The organism is Bradyrhizobium cenepequi (assembly GCF_020329485.1).
Lineage (GTDB): Bacteria > Pseudomonadota > Alphaproteobacteria > Rhizobiales > Xanthobacteraceae > Bradyrhizobium > Bradyrhizobium cenepequi.
In genome coordinates this window covers 122,381-137,857 of sequence record NZ_JAGKJI010000018.1, presented here as the reverse complement: position 1 = coordinate 137,857, position 15,477 = coordinate 122,381, and the positions used below count along the sequence as shown (strand labels likewise).

At 64.5% G+C, this 15,477-nt stretch carries 11 protein-coding genes and 2 pseudogenes; 7 read left to right on the top strand and 6 right to left on the bottom strand.

Annotated features, from left to right (window positions below):
- Positions 1-220 (bottom strand): annotated as a pseudogene (locus J6497_RS20260) (hypothetical protein); the annotation flags it as partial.
- Between the two features lie 83 nt (positions 221-303).
- A complete protein-coding gene (gene putA / locus J6497_RS20255; protein WP_225706036.1) occupies positions 304-3,309 on the bottom strand; it encodes a bifunctional proline dehydrogenase/L-glutamate gamma-semialdehyde dehydrogenase PutA in 3,006 nt (1,001 codons plus the stop codon).
- 204 nt (positions 3,310-3,513) lie between these two features.
- Here putA and J6497_RS20250 point away from each other — a divergent pair, with 204 nt between their 5' ends.
- A complete protein-coding gene (locus tag J6497_RS20250; protein WP_376708241.1) occupies positions 3,514-4,164 on the top strand; it encodes a hypothetical protein in 651 nt (216 codons plus the stop codon).
- A 117-nt stretch (positions 4,165-4,281) separates the two neighbouring features.
- Here J6497_RS20250 and J6497_RS20245 read toward each other — a convergent pair whose 3' ends face one another.
- A complete protein-coding gene (locus J6497_RS20245) occupies positions 4,282-4,482 on the bottom strand; it encodes a cold-shock protein (RefSeq protein WP_130583670.1) in 201 nt (66 codons plus the stop codon).
- A gap of 283 nt (positions 4,483-4,765) precedes the next feature.
- Positions 4,766-6,502 carry an adenylate/guanylate cyclase domain-containing protein gene (locus J6497_RS20240; protein WP_225706042.1) on the bottom strand — a complete coding sequence of 579 codons (1,737 nt, stop codon included), beginning with the start codon at positions 6,500-6,502 and terminating at the stop codon, positions 4,766-4,768.
- Positions 6,503-7,018: 516 nt separating this feature from the next.
- Between J6497_RS20240 and J6497_RS20235 the strand changes: the two genes are divergently transcribed.
- Complete coding sequence (locus tag J6497_RS20235) at positions 7,019-8,572, top strand: glycosyltransferase family 39 protein (RefSeq protein WP_225706041.1); 1,554 nt, start codon at positions 7,019-7,021, stop codon at positions 8,570-8,572.
- 117 nt (positions 8,573-8,689) lie between these two features.
- Here J6497_RS20235 and J6497_RS20230 read toward each other — a convergent pair whose 3' ends face one another.
- On the bottom strand, positions 8,690-9,721 hold the full coding sequence (locus J6497_RS20230; protein WP_225706035.1) for a YcjF family protein: 1,032 nt from the start codon (positions 9,719-9,721) through the stop codon (positions 8,690-8,692).
- Entirely contained in the window at positions 9,718-11,181 is a 1,464-nt protein-coding gene (locus J6497_RS20225) for a YcjX family GTP-binding protein (RefSeq protein WP_225706034.1), read from the bottom strand. The genes J6497_RS20230 and J6497_RS20225 overlap by 4 nt, the downstream gene beginning before the upstream one ends.
- Before the next feature lie 211 nt (positions 11,182-11,392).
- Here J6497_RS20225 and trhA point away from each other — a divergent pair, with 211 nt between their 5' ends.
- From trhA to J6497_RS20200, 5 genes and pseudogenes are all read left to right on the top strand, one after another.
- Positions 11,393-12,088 carry a PAQR family membrane homeostasis protein TrhA gene (trhA, locus tag J6497_RS20220; RefSeq protein WP_225706033.1) on the top strand — a complete coding sequence of 232 codons (696 nt, stop codon included), beginning with the start codon at positions 11,393-11,395 and terminating at the stop codon, positions 12,086-12,088.
- Positions 12,089-12,119: 31 nt separating this feature from the next.
- On the top strand, positions 12,120-12,914 hold the full coding sequence (locus J6497_RS20215) for an SDR family oxidoreductase (RefSeq protein ID WP_225706032.1): 795 nt from the start codon (positions 12,120-12,122) through the stop codon (positions 12,912-12,914).
- Positions 12,915-13,299: 385 nt separating this feature from the next.
- A complete protein-coding gene (locus tag J6497_RS20210; protein WP_225706031.1) occupies positions 13,300-14,253 on the top strand; it encodes an alpha/beta fold hydrolase in 954 nt (317 codons plus the stop codon).
- A gap of 18 nt (positions 14,254-14,271) precedes the next feature.
- Positions 14,272-14,355 (top strand): annotated as a pseudogene (locus J6497_RS20205) (winged helix-turn-helix transcriptional regulator); the annotation flags it as partial.
- A gap of 84 nt (positions 14,356-14,439) precedes the next feature.
- A complete protein-coding gene (locus J6497_RS20200) occupies positions 14,440-15,390 on the top strand; it encodes an oxygenase MpaB family protein (RefSeq protein WP_225706030.1) in 951 nt (316 codons plus the stop codon).
- Positions 15,391-15,477 lie beyond the last annotated feature (87 nt).

The following is a 15,477-nucleotide window of genomic DNA, read 5'->3' as shown; positions in this document are numbered from 1 at the left end:
CACGCGGCACCGATCCGAGCTTCTCCCCCGCCCGGCTGCGGACCTTCTCAATTAACCCCAGCAGCCCCGCATGATCGCCGCCCTCCAGCTTGTGACGCGACATCCGATCCCGATCCGGGCTGTGCAGCGTCACCAGCCACGTCTTCTGACTGAGTTCGATCGCAACGAAAATTGTGCCATTATGGCCGGTGGTGGGCGTGTCTACGGTCGATGCTTGCATCTGACTCTCCGAGGGTTCGAGTGTGGAAACCCAAACCTATCGGAAAGGCCACGCTCACCGCCCCATGGAATCTACAAGACTGGTTACTCCCCGCCCGCGAGCAGTGCCGCATTGCCGCCGGCGGCCGCCGTGTTCACCGTCACCGTCTGCTCGGTGGCAAACCGCGTCAGATAGTGCGGGCCGCCGGCCTTGGGGCCGGTCCCGGAGAGGCCGCAGCCGCCGAACGGCTGCACGCCGACGACGGCGCCGATCATGTTGCGGTTGACATAGATGTTGCCGACCGCGAGGCGCGCGATGATGTCATCGACGGCGTCGTCAATGCGCGAGTGGATGCCGAGCGTCAGCCCGTAGCCTGTCGCCTCGATCGCGCGCAGCACGTCGCCGAGATTTTCCGCACGGCAGCGCACCACGTGCAGGATCGGGCCGAACACCTCCTCGGTGAGCTGGCTCGCGCTCGCAAGTTCGAAGATATGCGGCGCGACGAAATTGCCTTCTGGCGCAGCGCCGGCGAAATGCACCCGCGCCTCCCGCTTCATCCGCGCGATGTGCGCGTCGAGCCGCTGCTTGGCCTCGGCATCGATCACTGGCCCGACATGGGTTGAGGGATCGCTGGGATCGCCGAGTTTCAATTCACGCGCGGCGCCCGCAATCATTTCGATCGTGCGGTCCGCGACGTCGTCCTGGACGAACAGCAGTCGCAGCGCCGAGCAGCGCTGTCCGGCGGAGCGGAATGCCGAGGTCACGACGTCGTCGGCGACTTGCTCGGGGAGCGCGGTGGCATCGACGATCATCGCATTGATGCCGCCGGTCTCGGCGATCAGCGGCACGATCGGACCGTCCTTGGCGGCGAGCGTCCGGTTGATCGATCGCGCCACCTCGGTCGAGCCGGTGAAGACGACGCCGGCAATGTCGGGATGCGCCACCAGCGCCGCACCGATCCGGCCATCGCCTTGCACGAGTTGCAGGGCGGAAGCAGGCACGCCCGCCTCGTGCAGCAGTGCGACTGCTTTGGCTGCGATCAACGGCGTCTGCTCGGCCGGTTTTGCCGCCACCGAATTGCCGGCCATCAGCGCAGCCGTCACCTGGCCGAGGAAGATCGCCAACGGAAAATTCCACGGCGAGATCGCGACGAAGACGCCGCGGCCGCGCAAGACGAGCGTGTTGCTCTCGCCGGTCGGTCCCGGCATCGCCTCGCCCTCGCCGAACAGCTTACGGCCCTGCGCGGCGTAATACCGACAGAAATCGGTGGCTTCGCGCACCTCGGAGAGCGCGTCATCCAGCGTCTTGCCGCCTTCACGCTGCAACAGCGCGATGAAGTGCGCGGCGCGCTGCTGCAACAGCTCCGCGGCGCGTTCGAGGATTTTCGCGCGTGTCTCTGCCGGCGTGCGGCTCCAGCGGCCAAAACCGTTGCGCGCCGTAGCGACCGCGGCATTGGCTTGTTCCGGCGTGGCCTCGCGGCTCGCCGCCGTTGGCACTGTTTCGGCAGTAATTGCCGCCAAAAGCGCGTTCAGTGCGGTGCGGTCGCCGAATTCGATGCCGCGCGAATTCTGCCGCTCCGGCCGATAAAGATCCGGTGGCAGCGGGATGTTCGGATGCCGCGCGTGCTCGGCCGTGCCGATGATGTCGGCCGGCCGGCGCAGCAACGTCTCCGCGGGTACGGCTTCGTCGGCTGCGAGCGCGACGAAGGATGAATTGGCGCCGTTCTCGAGCAGGCGCCGCACCAGATAGGCGAGCAAATCGCGGTGGCTGCCGACCGGCGCATAGGTGCGATGGGCGATGTCGGGACGGTCCTTGGCAAGCTGCGCATAGAGCGCCTCGCCCATACCATGCAGGCGCTGGAATTCGAACGTGCTGCCGTCGCCCGCCAGCTCCAGAATGGTGGCGACGGTGAGCGCGTTGTGGGTCGCGAACTGCGGAAACAGGCGCGGCCGCAGCGCCAACAGCTTTTGCGCGCAAGCAATGTAGTTCAAATCCGTCATCGCCTTGCGGGTGAAGACGGGATAGTCGTCGAGCCCGCGCTCCTGCGCGCGCTTGATCTCGGTGTCCCAATAGGCGCCCTTGACCAGCCGCACCATCATCCGGCGGTTCAGGCGTTGCGCAAGCTGGTCGACATAGTCGATCACCTCGCCGGCGCGCTTCTGATAGGCCTGGATGGCGAGGCCGAAACCGTCCCAGCCGGCAAGCGCATCGTCGGCAAAGGCGGCGGCGATCACGTCGAGCGACAATTCCAGCCGGTCGGCTTCCTCGGCATCGACCGTGAAGTTCAGGTTGAACGCCTTGGCCTGCCGCGCGAGTTCGAACAGCCGCGGCACCAGCTCGCGCATCACGCGGCCGTGGCTCACCGCTTCGAAGCGCGGATGCAGCGCGGAGAGCTTGACGGAGATACCGGGTCGGTCGGGCAGGGGACGGTTACCCGCCGTGCGCCCGATCGCCTCGATCGCACGCGCATAGGAATTGAAGTAGCGCTCGGCATCGCCGGCGGTGCGCGCGCCTTCGCCGAGCATGTCGAAGGAATAGCGCGGCCGCGAGGCCGACTGCGACTGCGCCCGCGACAGCGCCGCCTCGATGGTTTCGCCGAGCACGAAGTGGCTTCCCATCAGCCGCATCGCCTGCCGCGTGGCGGCGCGCACCGCCGGCGCGCCGAGCCGCTTGGTCAATCGCCCGATCGTGCCCTGCGGCGTCTCGCCGGGCTGGATCACCCGCGCGGACATGCCGAGCGCCCAGGCCGAGGCGTTGACCAGGAATGCGGCCGATTTGGTCTCGTGATGGACGAAATCGCCCTGCGCCAGCTTGTCCTCGATGAACTGATCGGCCGTGCGTGCATCCGGTACGCGCAGCAGCGCCTCCGCCAGCACCATCAGCGCCAGGCCCTCCTTGGTCGAGAGCGCGAATTCCCGCAGCATGTCCTCGATGCCGCCGAGCGGATCGTCATTGGTGCGGATCGCCTCGATCAGCCGCGTTGCGGCGGCGTCGATCCGCGCGTCCTGCTCCGCGCCAAGCCACGCATCCGACCGCAGCCGCGACGCGATCGCGACATCATCAGGCGCATAGGCCGCGCCGAAAGGTGGAATCGTGTGTTGGACCGCCATGGCGTTTCCTCAAACCCAAGCCAAACCTATTCCTCCAACAAGCCGATTCGATAAGAAACGGCGAATTAATCTCACAAAATCAGAAAGATAATTCGAAAATCATCAAAGTCATCATGAGTGATGTGATCCACAGGTTCCCCTGCGGCACCTTGGCATGGTCAGGCCCGCACGTTAATTCTGCCGTCTCGTCGGGGTGCAGGGTTCATGGGCGATAACGATCGATCGGTGCAAAACGGCCGCAGGCGCGCAATGTTTGCCGGCATCTGTGCTGGCCTGACAATGCTCGGAAGCTCGGCCCCCGCTGCCGAGATGAGCGCGGCGGTCGAGGCGCTCTACACATCGGTGTCGATCTATCCGCCGTCGGCGAACGCGATGACGGTCTGCTACGGCTTCGTTTGCCGCCGCCGCGAGATCCTGGATTTCGGCGCCGCAGACCGCGCCGCGCTGACGCAGATCATGAATGCGGGCCGCGCCTCCGCCGCCGCCGAGCGTGCTGCCGTGCAGAAGGCCGTGATGTGGTTTGACCGCCGCATGGGCCCGATCATCGGTACCGACAAGCGGGTGGCGAAGGCCGATTTCCGCTATTTCGACGACAAGCACAATTATGATTGCTGGGACACGACCCGCAACACCACGAGCCTGCTCCTGGTGCTGCAGCAATGGAATCTGCTGAAGCATCACACGGTCGGCGATCCGCACTATCGCGGCAACACGCTGGTGCTGCAGACGCCGCACAATACCGCGGTGCTGGTCGAACGTGCCACCAAGGTGGAATGGGCCGTCGATCTCTGGCCGCGCGGCTATCTGCAGCCGCCAGACGTCATGCCCGTCGCCAAATGGGTGACGGAAGACTGAAAGTGGCCGACGCGCGGATGCGCGCGCTCAGCTCCTTGTGAACGCTCCCCTCTCGCGTAATCTGTCTGGACGTCACTCCCGGACGCATCCCCGAGAGTGCGACCTTTGCCGAATATGCTAGACCTTCAAATTCTCCGCCGATGTCCGGCCGCGGTTGGCGATCTCGTCGTACTCGACCGACTGTCCCTCATTGAGCGTTGTCAGGCCAGCCTTCTGGACCGCTGAGATATGAACAAATATATCCTTGCCGCCCGATGCGGGCTGGATAAACCCATAGCCCTTGGTCGGGTTGAACCACTTCACAGTACCTTTAGCCATTCACGTCGTCTCCGGCGGAAATCAAATAATTAAACGAACCCGCCGGTCCCCGCACACCCCGGCACGTTCGCAAGGCGCAGGATAACGCAGATCGCGGCGCGCTTGGTAGCGCAAAGCTCACGCGCGATTTTGTCGGAAACACGCCGTTTCGCGGCGGTTTTGCGCCCCTTTTTCCTATTTGCCGCTCATTTCCGTGGAAAAGACCGGCCAATCGTGGCAAGTCCCGGGCATCTGTGCGGCCGGGGCTTTGCTGTGGGTGTTCGCGATCGGCGCGATTAACTGATCAGGCCGCAACCACCCGATCGCCGTTGACCAGCGCAGCCAGCGTGCGCGTGTCGTCGACCGTGCGCACGGTCATCGGCTCGTTGCGGCCGCGGATCGCGACTTCCTGTTCGGGAAGCGCATCGGCTGCGATCCCCGCGGTGATGCGCACCTCCTCGGAGAAGATGGCCTCGCAGCCGAGCAGCTTGGTCATGTCCTGCAATCGTGCCGCGACATTGACGGCGTCGCCGAGTGCGGTGAACACCATGTGGCCGCGATAGCCGATGTCGCCGACGATCACCTCGCCGCCGTGGATGCCGATGCCGAAGCGGATCGGCTCGGGCAGGTCATGACTCAGGAATTGGTTCAGTTCCTCGATGTTGTTTCGGATCTGCGCCGCCGCGCGCAGCGCCTGCCGACAGGCCTGCTGCCGGCTGCTCGCGAGGCCAAACAGCGCCAGCATGCCGTCGCCGACGAACTGGTTGGGTTGGCCGCCGTTTTCGATCACCGCCTGCGACACTGCGCCGAGGAAACGGTTAACGATGAAGACGGTGTCGAACGGCAGCCGAGTCTCCGCAAGCTGCGTCGAGCCGCGCATGTCGACGAACAGGCTGACGAGATAGCGCTCCTGCCCGATCCGCGTCGGGTTCGATGCATGCACATTGGCCGACATCGTATGCGGGCTGAACAGCGGGAAGAAGGAGAGGTCGGCGGTTGGCTTGAGCTGGCAGGCGAGCCGGATCGAGGGATCGGTCGATCCGACCCGGCCGAGCACGAAGGCCTCGCGCGGCGACGGCTCGGGCAGCACGCTGCAGTCGCCGATGATGCGGATGCGGCAGGTCGAGCAGCGCGCGCGGCCGCCGCAGACCGAGGCATGCGGCACGTTGTGGCGCAGGCTAGCCTCCAGCACGCTCAATCCCCTGGGCACGCGAATGGTGCGGCCATTGCCATAGGACAGGCTGATCATGCCGCCGCGCCGCTCGAGAATGGCGCGTGCGCCGCGTGCGAGCAGCACCAGGCCAAGCAGGCCGACGTAGCCGAGCGTCATGCCGCCGGTGATGCGGTCGAGCATGTCAGCCTGCTGCAGCGTGCCGACGTGTTGCGCGGACAGGTTGTCGTGTCGCCATGCCGGATCCTCGCTGTCGGCGATCACGGTGCGTCCGCCCTGGTAGAGGCCGAGCAGCGCCAGCGTCGGGATCAGCACGGCGGCCGCGAGCAGGAACGGCGCCGCGCGCTTGAAGAAGCTGCGCAGCCTGAGCCAGAAATAAAGCCCGATGCAGCCGTGCACCCACGCGATGATGAGCACCGCGAGCATCGGCCACAGCCTTTGTTTCGCGCTGATGAAGAACAGATAGAGTTCCTGCGGATAGAGCTTCTCGTGCCCGTACAGCGTCTGGCCGAGCCGTACGCCGACGATATGGGCGATGATCAGGAACGGGATGCTCAAGCCCAGCACCAGTTGCAGCGGCTCGATCGCCTTCCAGCCGAACTGGCGGCGCTGGTACAGCGCCCATATGCCGAGCCCGGAATGTATCAGGCACGCGCCGTAGAAGATGAAAGCGATGGGTGGAAATTGCCAGAAGGCGATGTGCCAGTCGACGCCCCAGGCCAGCGCCTCCAGCGAGATGTTGCCGAGCGCGTGATTGAGGAAATGGCTGACCAGATAGGCGAACAGGATGGTGCCGCAGGCGAGCCGAACCTGCCGCAAGCCGATGCCGCGGAAAAATTCTCTTAATTGCTCGCGAGCGGAGGAGGCCATGTGATCGGTAGATACTATCGTCAAATCTGGTGCCTTATTCCCTGCTGACTACCGTCGCCGTCCTGGCCTCGGACGCCATTTTAGACATCACCATTATAGACATAACGTATAATGCTTCCGCACTCTCAAGTCCGCCTCTCCCCTTGTGGGAGAGGCCGGATTGCATCGACAGATGCAATCCGGGTGAGGGGTTCCGGTCTATCGAGGAAGGTCCGCTCGCAGATAGACCTGAACCCCTCACCCGGATTCCACGCGTGCCGCGTGAAATCCGACCTCTCCCTTGGGAGAGGTGGGAGTTCGCGGCTCCAGCCTCGTCCACACCACACACCACTGTCATCGGTCCGGCTTTCACCGGAACAACATCTATCATTCTTTTCCCGCGACACGTTGACACTCCGTTGGGAGTCTAGGAAAAGCGCGGCCGTGACGAAGATCCCGCTTAAAACCCGCCGCGCAACCGCGGACGACTATCCTGCCGCGCCGCCATGGCCCGTCGTGATCGCCCTGATCGCGGCGATGACGGTTCTGCGCCTGGTCTATGCGGCCGTGCTCGACCTGCGCACGGACGAGGCCTATTACTGGACCTGGTCGAAGGAGAACGCGCTGTCCTTCCTCGATCATCCCCCCATGATCGCCTGGTTCATCCGCTTCGGCACCGCGATCTTCGGTGATACCAATCTCGGCGCGCGCTTTGCCGGCATCTTGGCGATGCTGGCAACTCAGTTGCTGCTCGCAGACATCGTCCGGCGCGTCACCCATGATTTCAGGGCGATCGTGCTGGCGCTGCTGCTGCCCGAGGCCGCGCTCTATTACGGCTTGTTGATGGCGAAGATCGCACCCGACACCGCGATGACTCCATTTGCAGTCGCGATGCTGTGGTCGCTGGTGCGGCTGACCGAAAGCCGCAACGGGCGCTGGTGGCTCGCCGCCGGGCTGTTCGGTGGGCTTGCGCTATTGTCGAAATTCACCGTGATCATGCTGCTGCCGGCGGTGGTGGCGTTCATGCTGGTGCCGGCCTGGCGGTGGCGCTGGCTCTCCAGCCCCTATCCCTATCTTGCCGTCGTGATCGCGATCCTCGTGTTCTCGCCGGTCTTGATCTGGAATTATCAGCACGACTGGGCCTCGTTCCGTTTCCAGGCGGTGCGCGCCACCGCCGACCATCCGTTCTCGCTCCGCACTTTGGGTGAGTTTTTCGCCCTGCAACTCGGCCTGGTCGGATTCGTGGTGCTGCCGGTGGTGCTGTCGGGCGTGACGCTCACCGCATGGCGCGGCTACCGTACCCGCGAGCCGGTCGCGATCCTGCTCTCGACCGCGGTGATCGTGCCGTTCTGCTATTTCCTGTGGAAGTCGCTGACGCTTCGGGTCGGCGACACCTGGCCGATGTTCCTGTGGCCGGCTGGCTTTGCCGCCACCGCCATCAACATCGCCCTGCTGCCGCGAGAAGGTTTTCCGAAATGGATGATCCGCTCCACCATCTCCTGGGCGCGGATCGCGGTGATCTCCGGCATGGCCTTCGTCGTCTGCGTGTTCGTTTATTACGTCGCGACACCCTTCAATTTCATCGGTCGCACCGATCCGATCGGCGGCGAAGCCGGCTACCGCGAGCTCGTCGCGCGGGTCGAGGATCAATTGCAGAAGCAGGGCGCGAGCTGGATCGCGACCACTGACTATCGCACCTATGCGATGCTGCGCTGGTTCTTCAACGGCCGCGTGCCCGTGGTCCAGCTCAACGAGCGCGGGCGCTTCCAGGGCTTCCGCGATCCCGGCATGGACCGCATCAGGGATCACACCGGCATCTACGTCGTACGCGAGCTCGACAACCAGATGCCATTCCTGGACGCCGCAGGTGTTGTGCGCCAGCCGCTCGAACGCGTCGAGCGCGTCTGGCGCGGCATGGTGATGGACAGCTTTTCGCTGGAAAAGCTGACCGGCTGGACCCCCGAACTCTCGCCGCCACCGGATTCGCCGCTATTTCGCTGGCGCGTGCTGGCGATGTTGATCGTGCCGGACGCGACGACCTGCACCTTCTCCCCTTGTGGGAGAAGGTGGCAGCCGAAGGCTGCCGGATGAGGGGTTCTCTCCGCGAGCGCAGATGCGTGTGGAGAGAACCCCTCACCCAAGCGAGTTCGTTGCCGGCAGCGGAGCAGCCCTCTCCCTCAAGGGGAGAGGGCGAATCAACGAGCTGCCTCACTCCTCCTTGTCGCGCTTGCGTAGCAAGTCCTTTGCCAAGTCGGCCAGCGCCGGCCTTGGCAATGCAGTGAACGGGAGCGGCCGGGTCACCTCGATGGCGGCCAGGCCGAGGCGGGCGGTGAGGAGGCCGTTGAGGACGCCTTCGCCGAGGCGCTGCGAGAGCTTGGCGGCGATGCCGTGGCCGAGCACCTGCTGGATCAGGCTGTCGCTGGCGGCCATGCCGCCGGTGATCGCGAGATGCGCGACCACTTGGCGCATCAGGCTGAACATGCCGAGCGCGCCGGGCCGGCCGCCATAGAGATATGCCAATTGCCGGATCATGCGCAGCACTGCCACGAACACGAACAGCACGTCGATCGCCGCGCGCGGGCTCACTGCGGTGACGACCGAGACCCGCTGCGCCGCTGACGACACCAGGCGGCGCGCCTCTTCGTCAAGCGGCGACATCAATTCGCGCTCGGCGAGCTTGATCATGTCAGCGCCGTCGATGATGTCGTCGGCATGGCCTTGCAGCGTGGCGCGGGCGCGCGCGAGCTGCGGGTTCTCGTGCGCGAGCTTGAGCAGGTCGTCCAGGATCGCGCGGCTCGCCGCGCGGTCGTCGCTGAGCAGCACTTCGGCGGCGCGCAAATGCAGTTTCTCGATCGTCGCCAGCCGCGCCAATCCGAAGGCCTCGCGGCCGATGACAACGAGCAGCGCGACCGTTGCAACCGCGGCCAATGCGAGGCCGACGAAACCGAGCCCTTCGTTGCGCGCAAACAGATCCTCGATCAGGTTGATGACGCCGAGGCCTGCGCCGAGCAGCATCAATCCGCCGGCGGCGGCCCAGAACAGCGTGCCCCAGCGGAAGCCGCGGCGCGCCGCAACCTGCGGGACATCGACCGGTACCGGCAATAGCGCCGGATCGGGCTCCGGCGTGATCTGGATGGTGCCGCGCGCGGGGCGGCCCTTCTCGTCCGCGTCGATCACGATCACGGAGGGGTCGTCGAGCTTGAAGGTCGCCGGCCGCCGGTGGGGCGTTTTCTCGCTCATTGCAGTCGGTCTCCGATCAGGAACTGGAGCGCGCGGTCAAGGCGGATATGGGGCAGGGCGGGTTCCGCGCCACCCTCCCGCACCAGCTTCGGCGGCCGAAACCGCAGGAAGCGGTAATCGGCCTTGTCGGCCGTCGCACTGGACAGGCCACGGAAGGTGCCCCTGAACAGCTCCTCGGGGTCAACAGGCAGGTCGCCCGGAAAGGTCGCCACCTCAGTCTCGCCGTCGAAGGTCTCACCATCAGCGGTTTCGCCGGGCGCCGGCGTGCCGAGGATCGACGGCAGCTTTTCGCGGCCGCGCGCCACCTGCGCTTCGCGGGTGGCGCGCACCGCGGCGAGCGCCACCACGTCGATCGCGGCGCCGGCATATTCAGCGCGCTCGGCGGCCTTCGCCACCGTGCGCCGCAGGATCGCTTCCAGCCGGTCATGGCTCTGGTGATGCAGATGGTCCGCCTTCGTCGCCGCGAACAGGATGCGGTCGATCCGCGGCCGGAACAGCGCACTCAGGATCGTGCTGCGGCCGATACGGAAGCAATCCAGGATGCCGGCGAGCGCGGCTTCGAGATCGTGCAGCGCCTCGGGCCCGGCATTGAAGGCAGCGAGCGCATCGACCAGCACGATCTGGCGGTCGAGCCGCGCAAAATGATCGCGGAAGAACGGGCGGACCACGACGTCCTTGTAGGCCTCATAGCGCCGCCGCATCATCGCCCACAGCGAGCCGTCCGGTGCGGTGCCGTCGATGGGAATTTCGAGCGGCGCAAAGGTCAGCGCCGGCGAGCCGGCGAGGTTGCCCGGCATCAGGAAGCGGCCGGGCGGCAACAGGCTCATGGCAAAGCGTTCGTCACGGCAGGCACGCAAATATTCGGTGAAGAGCCTTGCTGCCTTCAGCGCGGCCTGCTCATCCTCGCGATCTTCGGGATCTAGCGTCTTCAGGTGCTCATGCCACGGTGCCGCAAGTTCGGTCCGAAGCGGCTCGCGCGAAAGTGCAAGGCTCTCAGCCGACCATTGCTCGAAACTCCTGCCCAGCAGCGGCAGGTCGAGCAGCCACTCGCCGGGATAGTCGACAATGTCGAGGGTGAGCGTGCGGTCCGCGCCATTTTGCCGCTGGTAGTCGATGACGAGGCGAAGCTCGCTGATGTCGGTGGTCGAGTTCGGCCAGCGCCGTTCCTCGACGAGGGTGCGGACATGGTTCTCGTAGTCGAACCGCGGCACCGCATCGTCCGGTTGCGGCTCCAGATGCGCCCGGGCGATCCGGCCCGAGGCATAGGCCTCGAACACCGGAAAGCGGCCACCGCGGGTCAGTCCATGGATCAGCGCGGTGATGAAGACCGTCTTGCCGGCGCGCGATAGCCCGGTGACGCCGAGCCGCACGGTCGGGTTGAAGAAACCGTCGCCATAATCCCAGAGCGCCCGCGCCGACAGGCGCGCTTCCTCGACGATATCGGTGAGACTGAGGGCCATGCAGGCGGTAACGCAACCCGGCGGGAGGGCAATTCACGGAACAACTTATCGGCAAAATGGCAATTGATGGATCAAAATCAAGCACTTCGTCCGCCGCCCGCGGCGGCTCCGTTCATCGCCGGTTCAAAAAACAGCCACGAGGATAGGGTAGTGGATTGGTATTCTCTCCACGCCGACACCCTCGCCCCTGACGGATCTGCGCCGACTGGCCATGACGGTATTTCGACTGAAGCAGCTCGCCTCCAATTCGATCCACGCGGCCGGCGCCGTGATTTGGAACTACGACCGCGCCGAACTGATCGCCGACGGCATCGTCCATGTCGTCGGCATCTGCTTCGGCCTGATCGCCGCCACCGTGCTGATCGTACTGACCGCTGTCTACGCGACGCCGCGCGATGTCGCGGTGGTCTCGGTCTATGTCGCGGGTCTGCTCGCCATGCTGGTGCTGTCGGCGACGTATAATCTTTGGCCGGTATCGCGCGCCAAATGGGTGCTGCGTCGCTTCGACCATTCGGCGATCTATGTGCTGATCGCGGCGACCTATACGCCCTTCATCATGGAATTGAGGGAGAGCTATTTTGCCATCGCGCTCCTGGTCGGAGTCTGGTGTGTGGCGATCGTCGGCGTCGTGCTGAAACTGACGCTGCCCGGCCGCTTCGACCGCCTGTCGGTCGGGCTCTATCTCGCCATGGGCTGGAGCGGCCTGATGCTCTATGATGCCGTGGTGAAAGCGCTGCCGGCGATGGCGCTGTGGTTCGTGGCCGCGGGAGGCGTATTGTACACCCTCGGCGTGGTATTCCACGCTTGGCAGCGACTGCGCTTCCAGAACGCCATCTGGCACTGTTTTGTCTTGCTTGGCGCGGCCTGCCATTATACGGCGATCCTCGACCTCGTGCTCGCGAGCTGAGGACGCTGACAAATACAAATCGGGAGGGGCCATGCAGGTGGCAGAAAAGGTCGTGGTCGTCACCGGTGGCGGCAATGGCATCGGCAAGGCGTTGTGCGAAGTGTTCCATCGCGCGGGCGCCGCAAAAGTGGTGGTCGTCGACCTCGACCATGCGGCCGCCGAGAAGGTCGCGGCCTCCGTGGGCGGCGCGGCGTTCAAATGCGATGTCGGGCAGGAGAAGAACGTCCTGCATGTGATCGAGGCCACCGAGCGGCTGTTCGGCCCGATCGCGCTGTTCTGCTCCAATGCCGGCATCGGCGGCGGCTTCGATCCGCTCTCCGTGAATGCCGGCGGCACCTCCGATGAGCCCTGGGCGCGCAGCTGGGCGATCCATGTGATGGCCCACGTCTATGCCGCGCGGCATCTGGTGCCGCGCATGAAGGCGCGCGGCGGCGGCTATTTCCTCAACACCATTTCCGCGGCCGGGCTGTTGTCACAGGTCGGCAGCCCCGCTTATTCCACCACCAAGCATGCCGCGGTCGGCTTTGCCGAGAACCTCGCGATCTCCCATCGCGCCGACGGCATCAAGGTCTCGATCCTCTGTCCGCAGGGCGTCGACACCAACATGCTGCGCTCGATCCCGAAGGGCCCGCAATCCGGCGACGGCGATCTCACGCCCGAGCAGGTCGCCGAGGATGCATTGCGCGGCATCGAGCAGGAAGCCTTCCTGATCCTGCCGCACCCGCAGGTGCTCGGCTACATGCGCAAGAAGACCGAGAACTATGACCGCTGGATCGGCGGCATGGCCAAGATCCAGGCCAAGATGCGCGAAGAATACGGGAAATAGGCGCCGGTGGCGCAACTCATACTCTCGCGCAGCGTTTGCTCCTCGAATGAGGGGGAACAATCGACAGGGCGATAAGCTGCGCTCTCGCCACAAACAACACGCGTCGTCCCCGGCGAAAGCGGGGACCCATAACCACAGGGAGTTGTTGTGGCGCGAGCAAGCAGTTGCAGCGGAGCTCACTACTAACGCCTGTGGTTATGGGTCCCGGGTCAAGCCCGGGACGACAGCGAGAGAGCCGCACGCTGCACACTATCCCCTCACGCAAGAGGACCGTCCGCGTGGCGCCTCGTTACAGATGTAGCCGTGTTCGGTCATCCGCGCCTTTCCATCCGCACGAGCTTGAGCAAAAGTAACAACTGGAAACGGAAAACCCTGCGAGGACGCCATGGATCTCACCACAGTGCGGAACGGATCGATCAACCTGACCGTCGCCGTCGCCGGGCGCGGTCCGCTGATCGTCTGCGTTCACGGCTTTCCCGAGCTTTGGTACTCGTGGCGTCACCAGATCGGTCATTTCTCGAAGCGCGGTTACGCGGTGGCGGCGCTTGATGTCCGTGGCTATGGGCAGAGCTCAAAGCCGCAGGAGATTGCCGCCTACACCATCCGCAATCTGGCATCCGACGTCGCCGCCGTGATCGATCAATTGGGCGACGGCAAGGCGATCCTGTTCGGTCACGATTGGGGCGCCCCGATCGTTTGGAACACGGCGCTGCTCTACCCGAACAAGGTGACGGCTGTCGCCGGTTTGAGTGTCCCGTACATCCCCAGACGACCTGTCGCTTTTCTTGATGCCATCAAAGCCGCCTACAAGGATCGCTTCTTCTATCAAATCTATTTCCAGGACGAAGGCGTAGCGGAGAAAGAGCTTGAGGCCGACATCCCCGTCGCTTTGCGAAAGCTCTATTTCGCCATCTCAGGCGGCGCGCCGCTCAACAAGTGGCTCGAACACAAGCCTGTCGATGCGAAATTGCTCGATGGGATGATCGATCCGCAGCCGTTTCCGGACTGGATGAGCGAGAACGACTTGCAGGTCTATGTCGACGCATTTCGCACCGGCGGCTTCCGCGGGCCGCTCAATCGCTACCGCGCGCAGAATATCGATTTTCAGGAGCTGGAGGAGTTTGCCGGAAAGCCGGTGACGCAACCCTCGTATTTTGTGGCCGGCGAGCGCGACGCGGTTCGCGCCTTCGTGCCCGGCATGGATCTCTATGCGAACCCCGCCATCGGCTGCACCGACTTTCGCGGGTCGGTCATCCTTCCAGGCATCGGGCACTGGGTGCAGCAGGAAGCGCCAGCCGAGACCAACGCGGCGCTGGAGCGCTTCCTGGCGGAGCTTTGAAGATGCCCTGAGGACGGACCGCCGCGCTTCAACGACATCAAGCGCCACGTCGCCGGCATCTCGCAGCAGATGCTGACCCGGACGCTCAAGACGCTTGGACGCATTAAGTTGGCTTCGGCCTGCTGACTTGCGATAGACTATGCAGTGCGCTGCAATAGCTGTCATTCCCACTTGGAAAGGTACGCATTGGTCTCCGCAAGCGAATTGGAGGCTGCTCTGGATTTCGTGCGGGTTCAGGCTGCCGGATCTGCCGAGGGAATTTTTGGTCCAGCCTCGATGACCTGGAGGATCGACAGGGAAGCCGTCATCTTTTTGGGCGCCGGTCGCGCCTTGCTCCTTCAGTTGGCGCATCCGTGGGTCGCCGCCGCCGTGGCCGAGCATTCCCGGACTTTTGCAGACCCAATCGGTCGTTTTCATCGAACCTTTGACGTCGTGTTCACAATGGTGTTCGGCTCGCTGGACAACGCTCTTGCTGCTGCCCGACATCTGCACCGTCGCCATGCCACGATCGTCGGCCACTTGCCCGAAGCCATCGGTCCGTTCGCGAGTGGCTCGCCCTATTGCGCCAATGAGGTCGCAGCGTTGCGCTGGGTTCACGCGACTCTCGTCGAGACCGCTCTCATGGTGCATGACATGATCCTGCCTCCGCTCTCGGCCGAGGAGCGCGAGCGGTATTGGGCCGAAAGCCAGCTGTTTGGGGCGTTGTTCGGGCTCAAGCCGACTGACTTGTCGGCCGATTGGGAGTCATTTGTGGCCTACAACGAGGCCATGATGCAATCGGGCACATTGTCGGTCACGGACACCGCACGCGAGGTGGCGGGACAGATCTTCGCCGGCGGACGACCATGGTTGCGCATACCGCGATGGTATCAAGCCCTGAGCACCGAGCTGCTGCCCGACCGCCTTCGCACGTGCTTCGGACTTGCATTCGACGAACGGGACAGGAACGCCGCAGAACGTGCGCTTGCACGTATACGACGCCTGTACTCCGCAATGCCCGCCCGGCTTCGCTACGTCGGTCCCTACCACGAAGCTCAGGCTCGACTACAGGGAAGACCGCGGCCCGGCTGGGCAACCCGCTGTCTTAACAGGGCCTGGATCGGACGGCCCCAGCTGGGTGACCGCTGGAACATTTGAAACTCCCACGCTTATCCTGCTCAGCAGAATCCTACGCAAGCTGGCGGATCCTGGGCGCCACCGCCGCGGCGTTTCTTCATTTGCCGG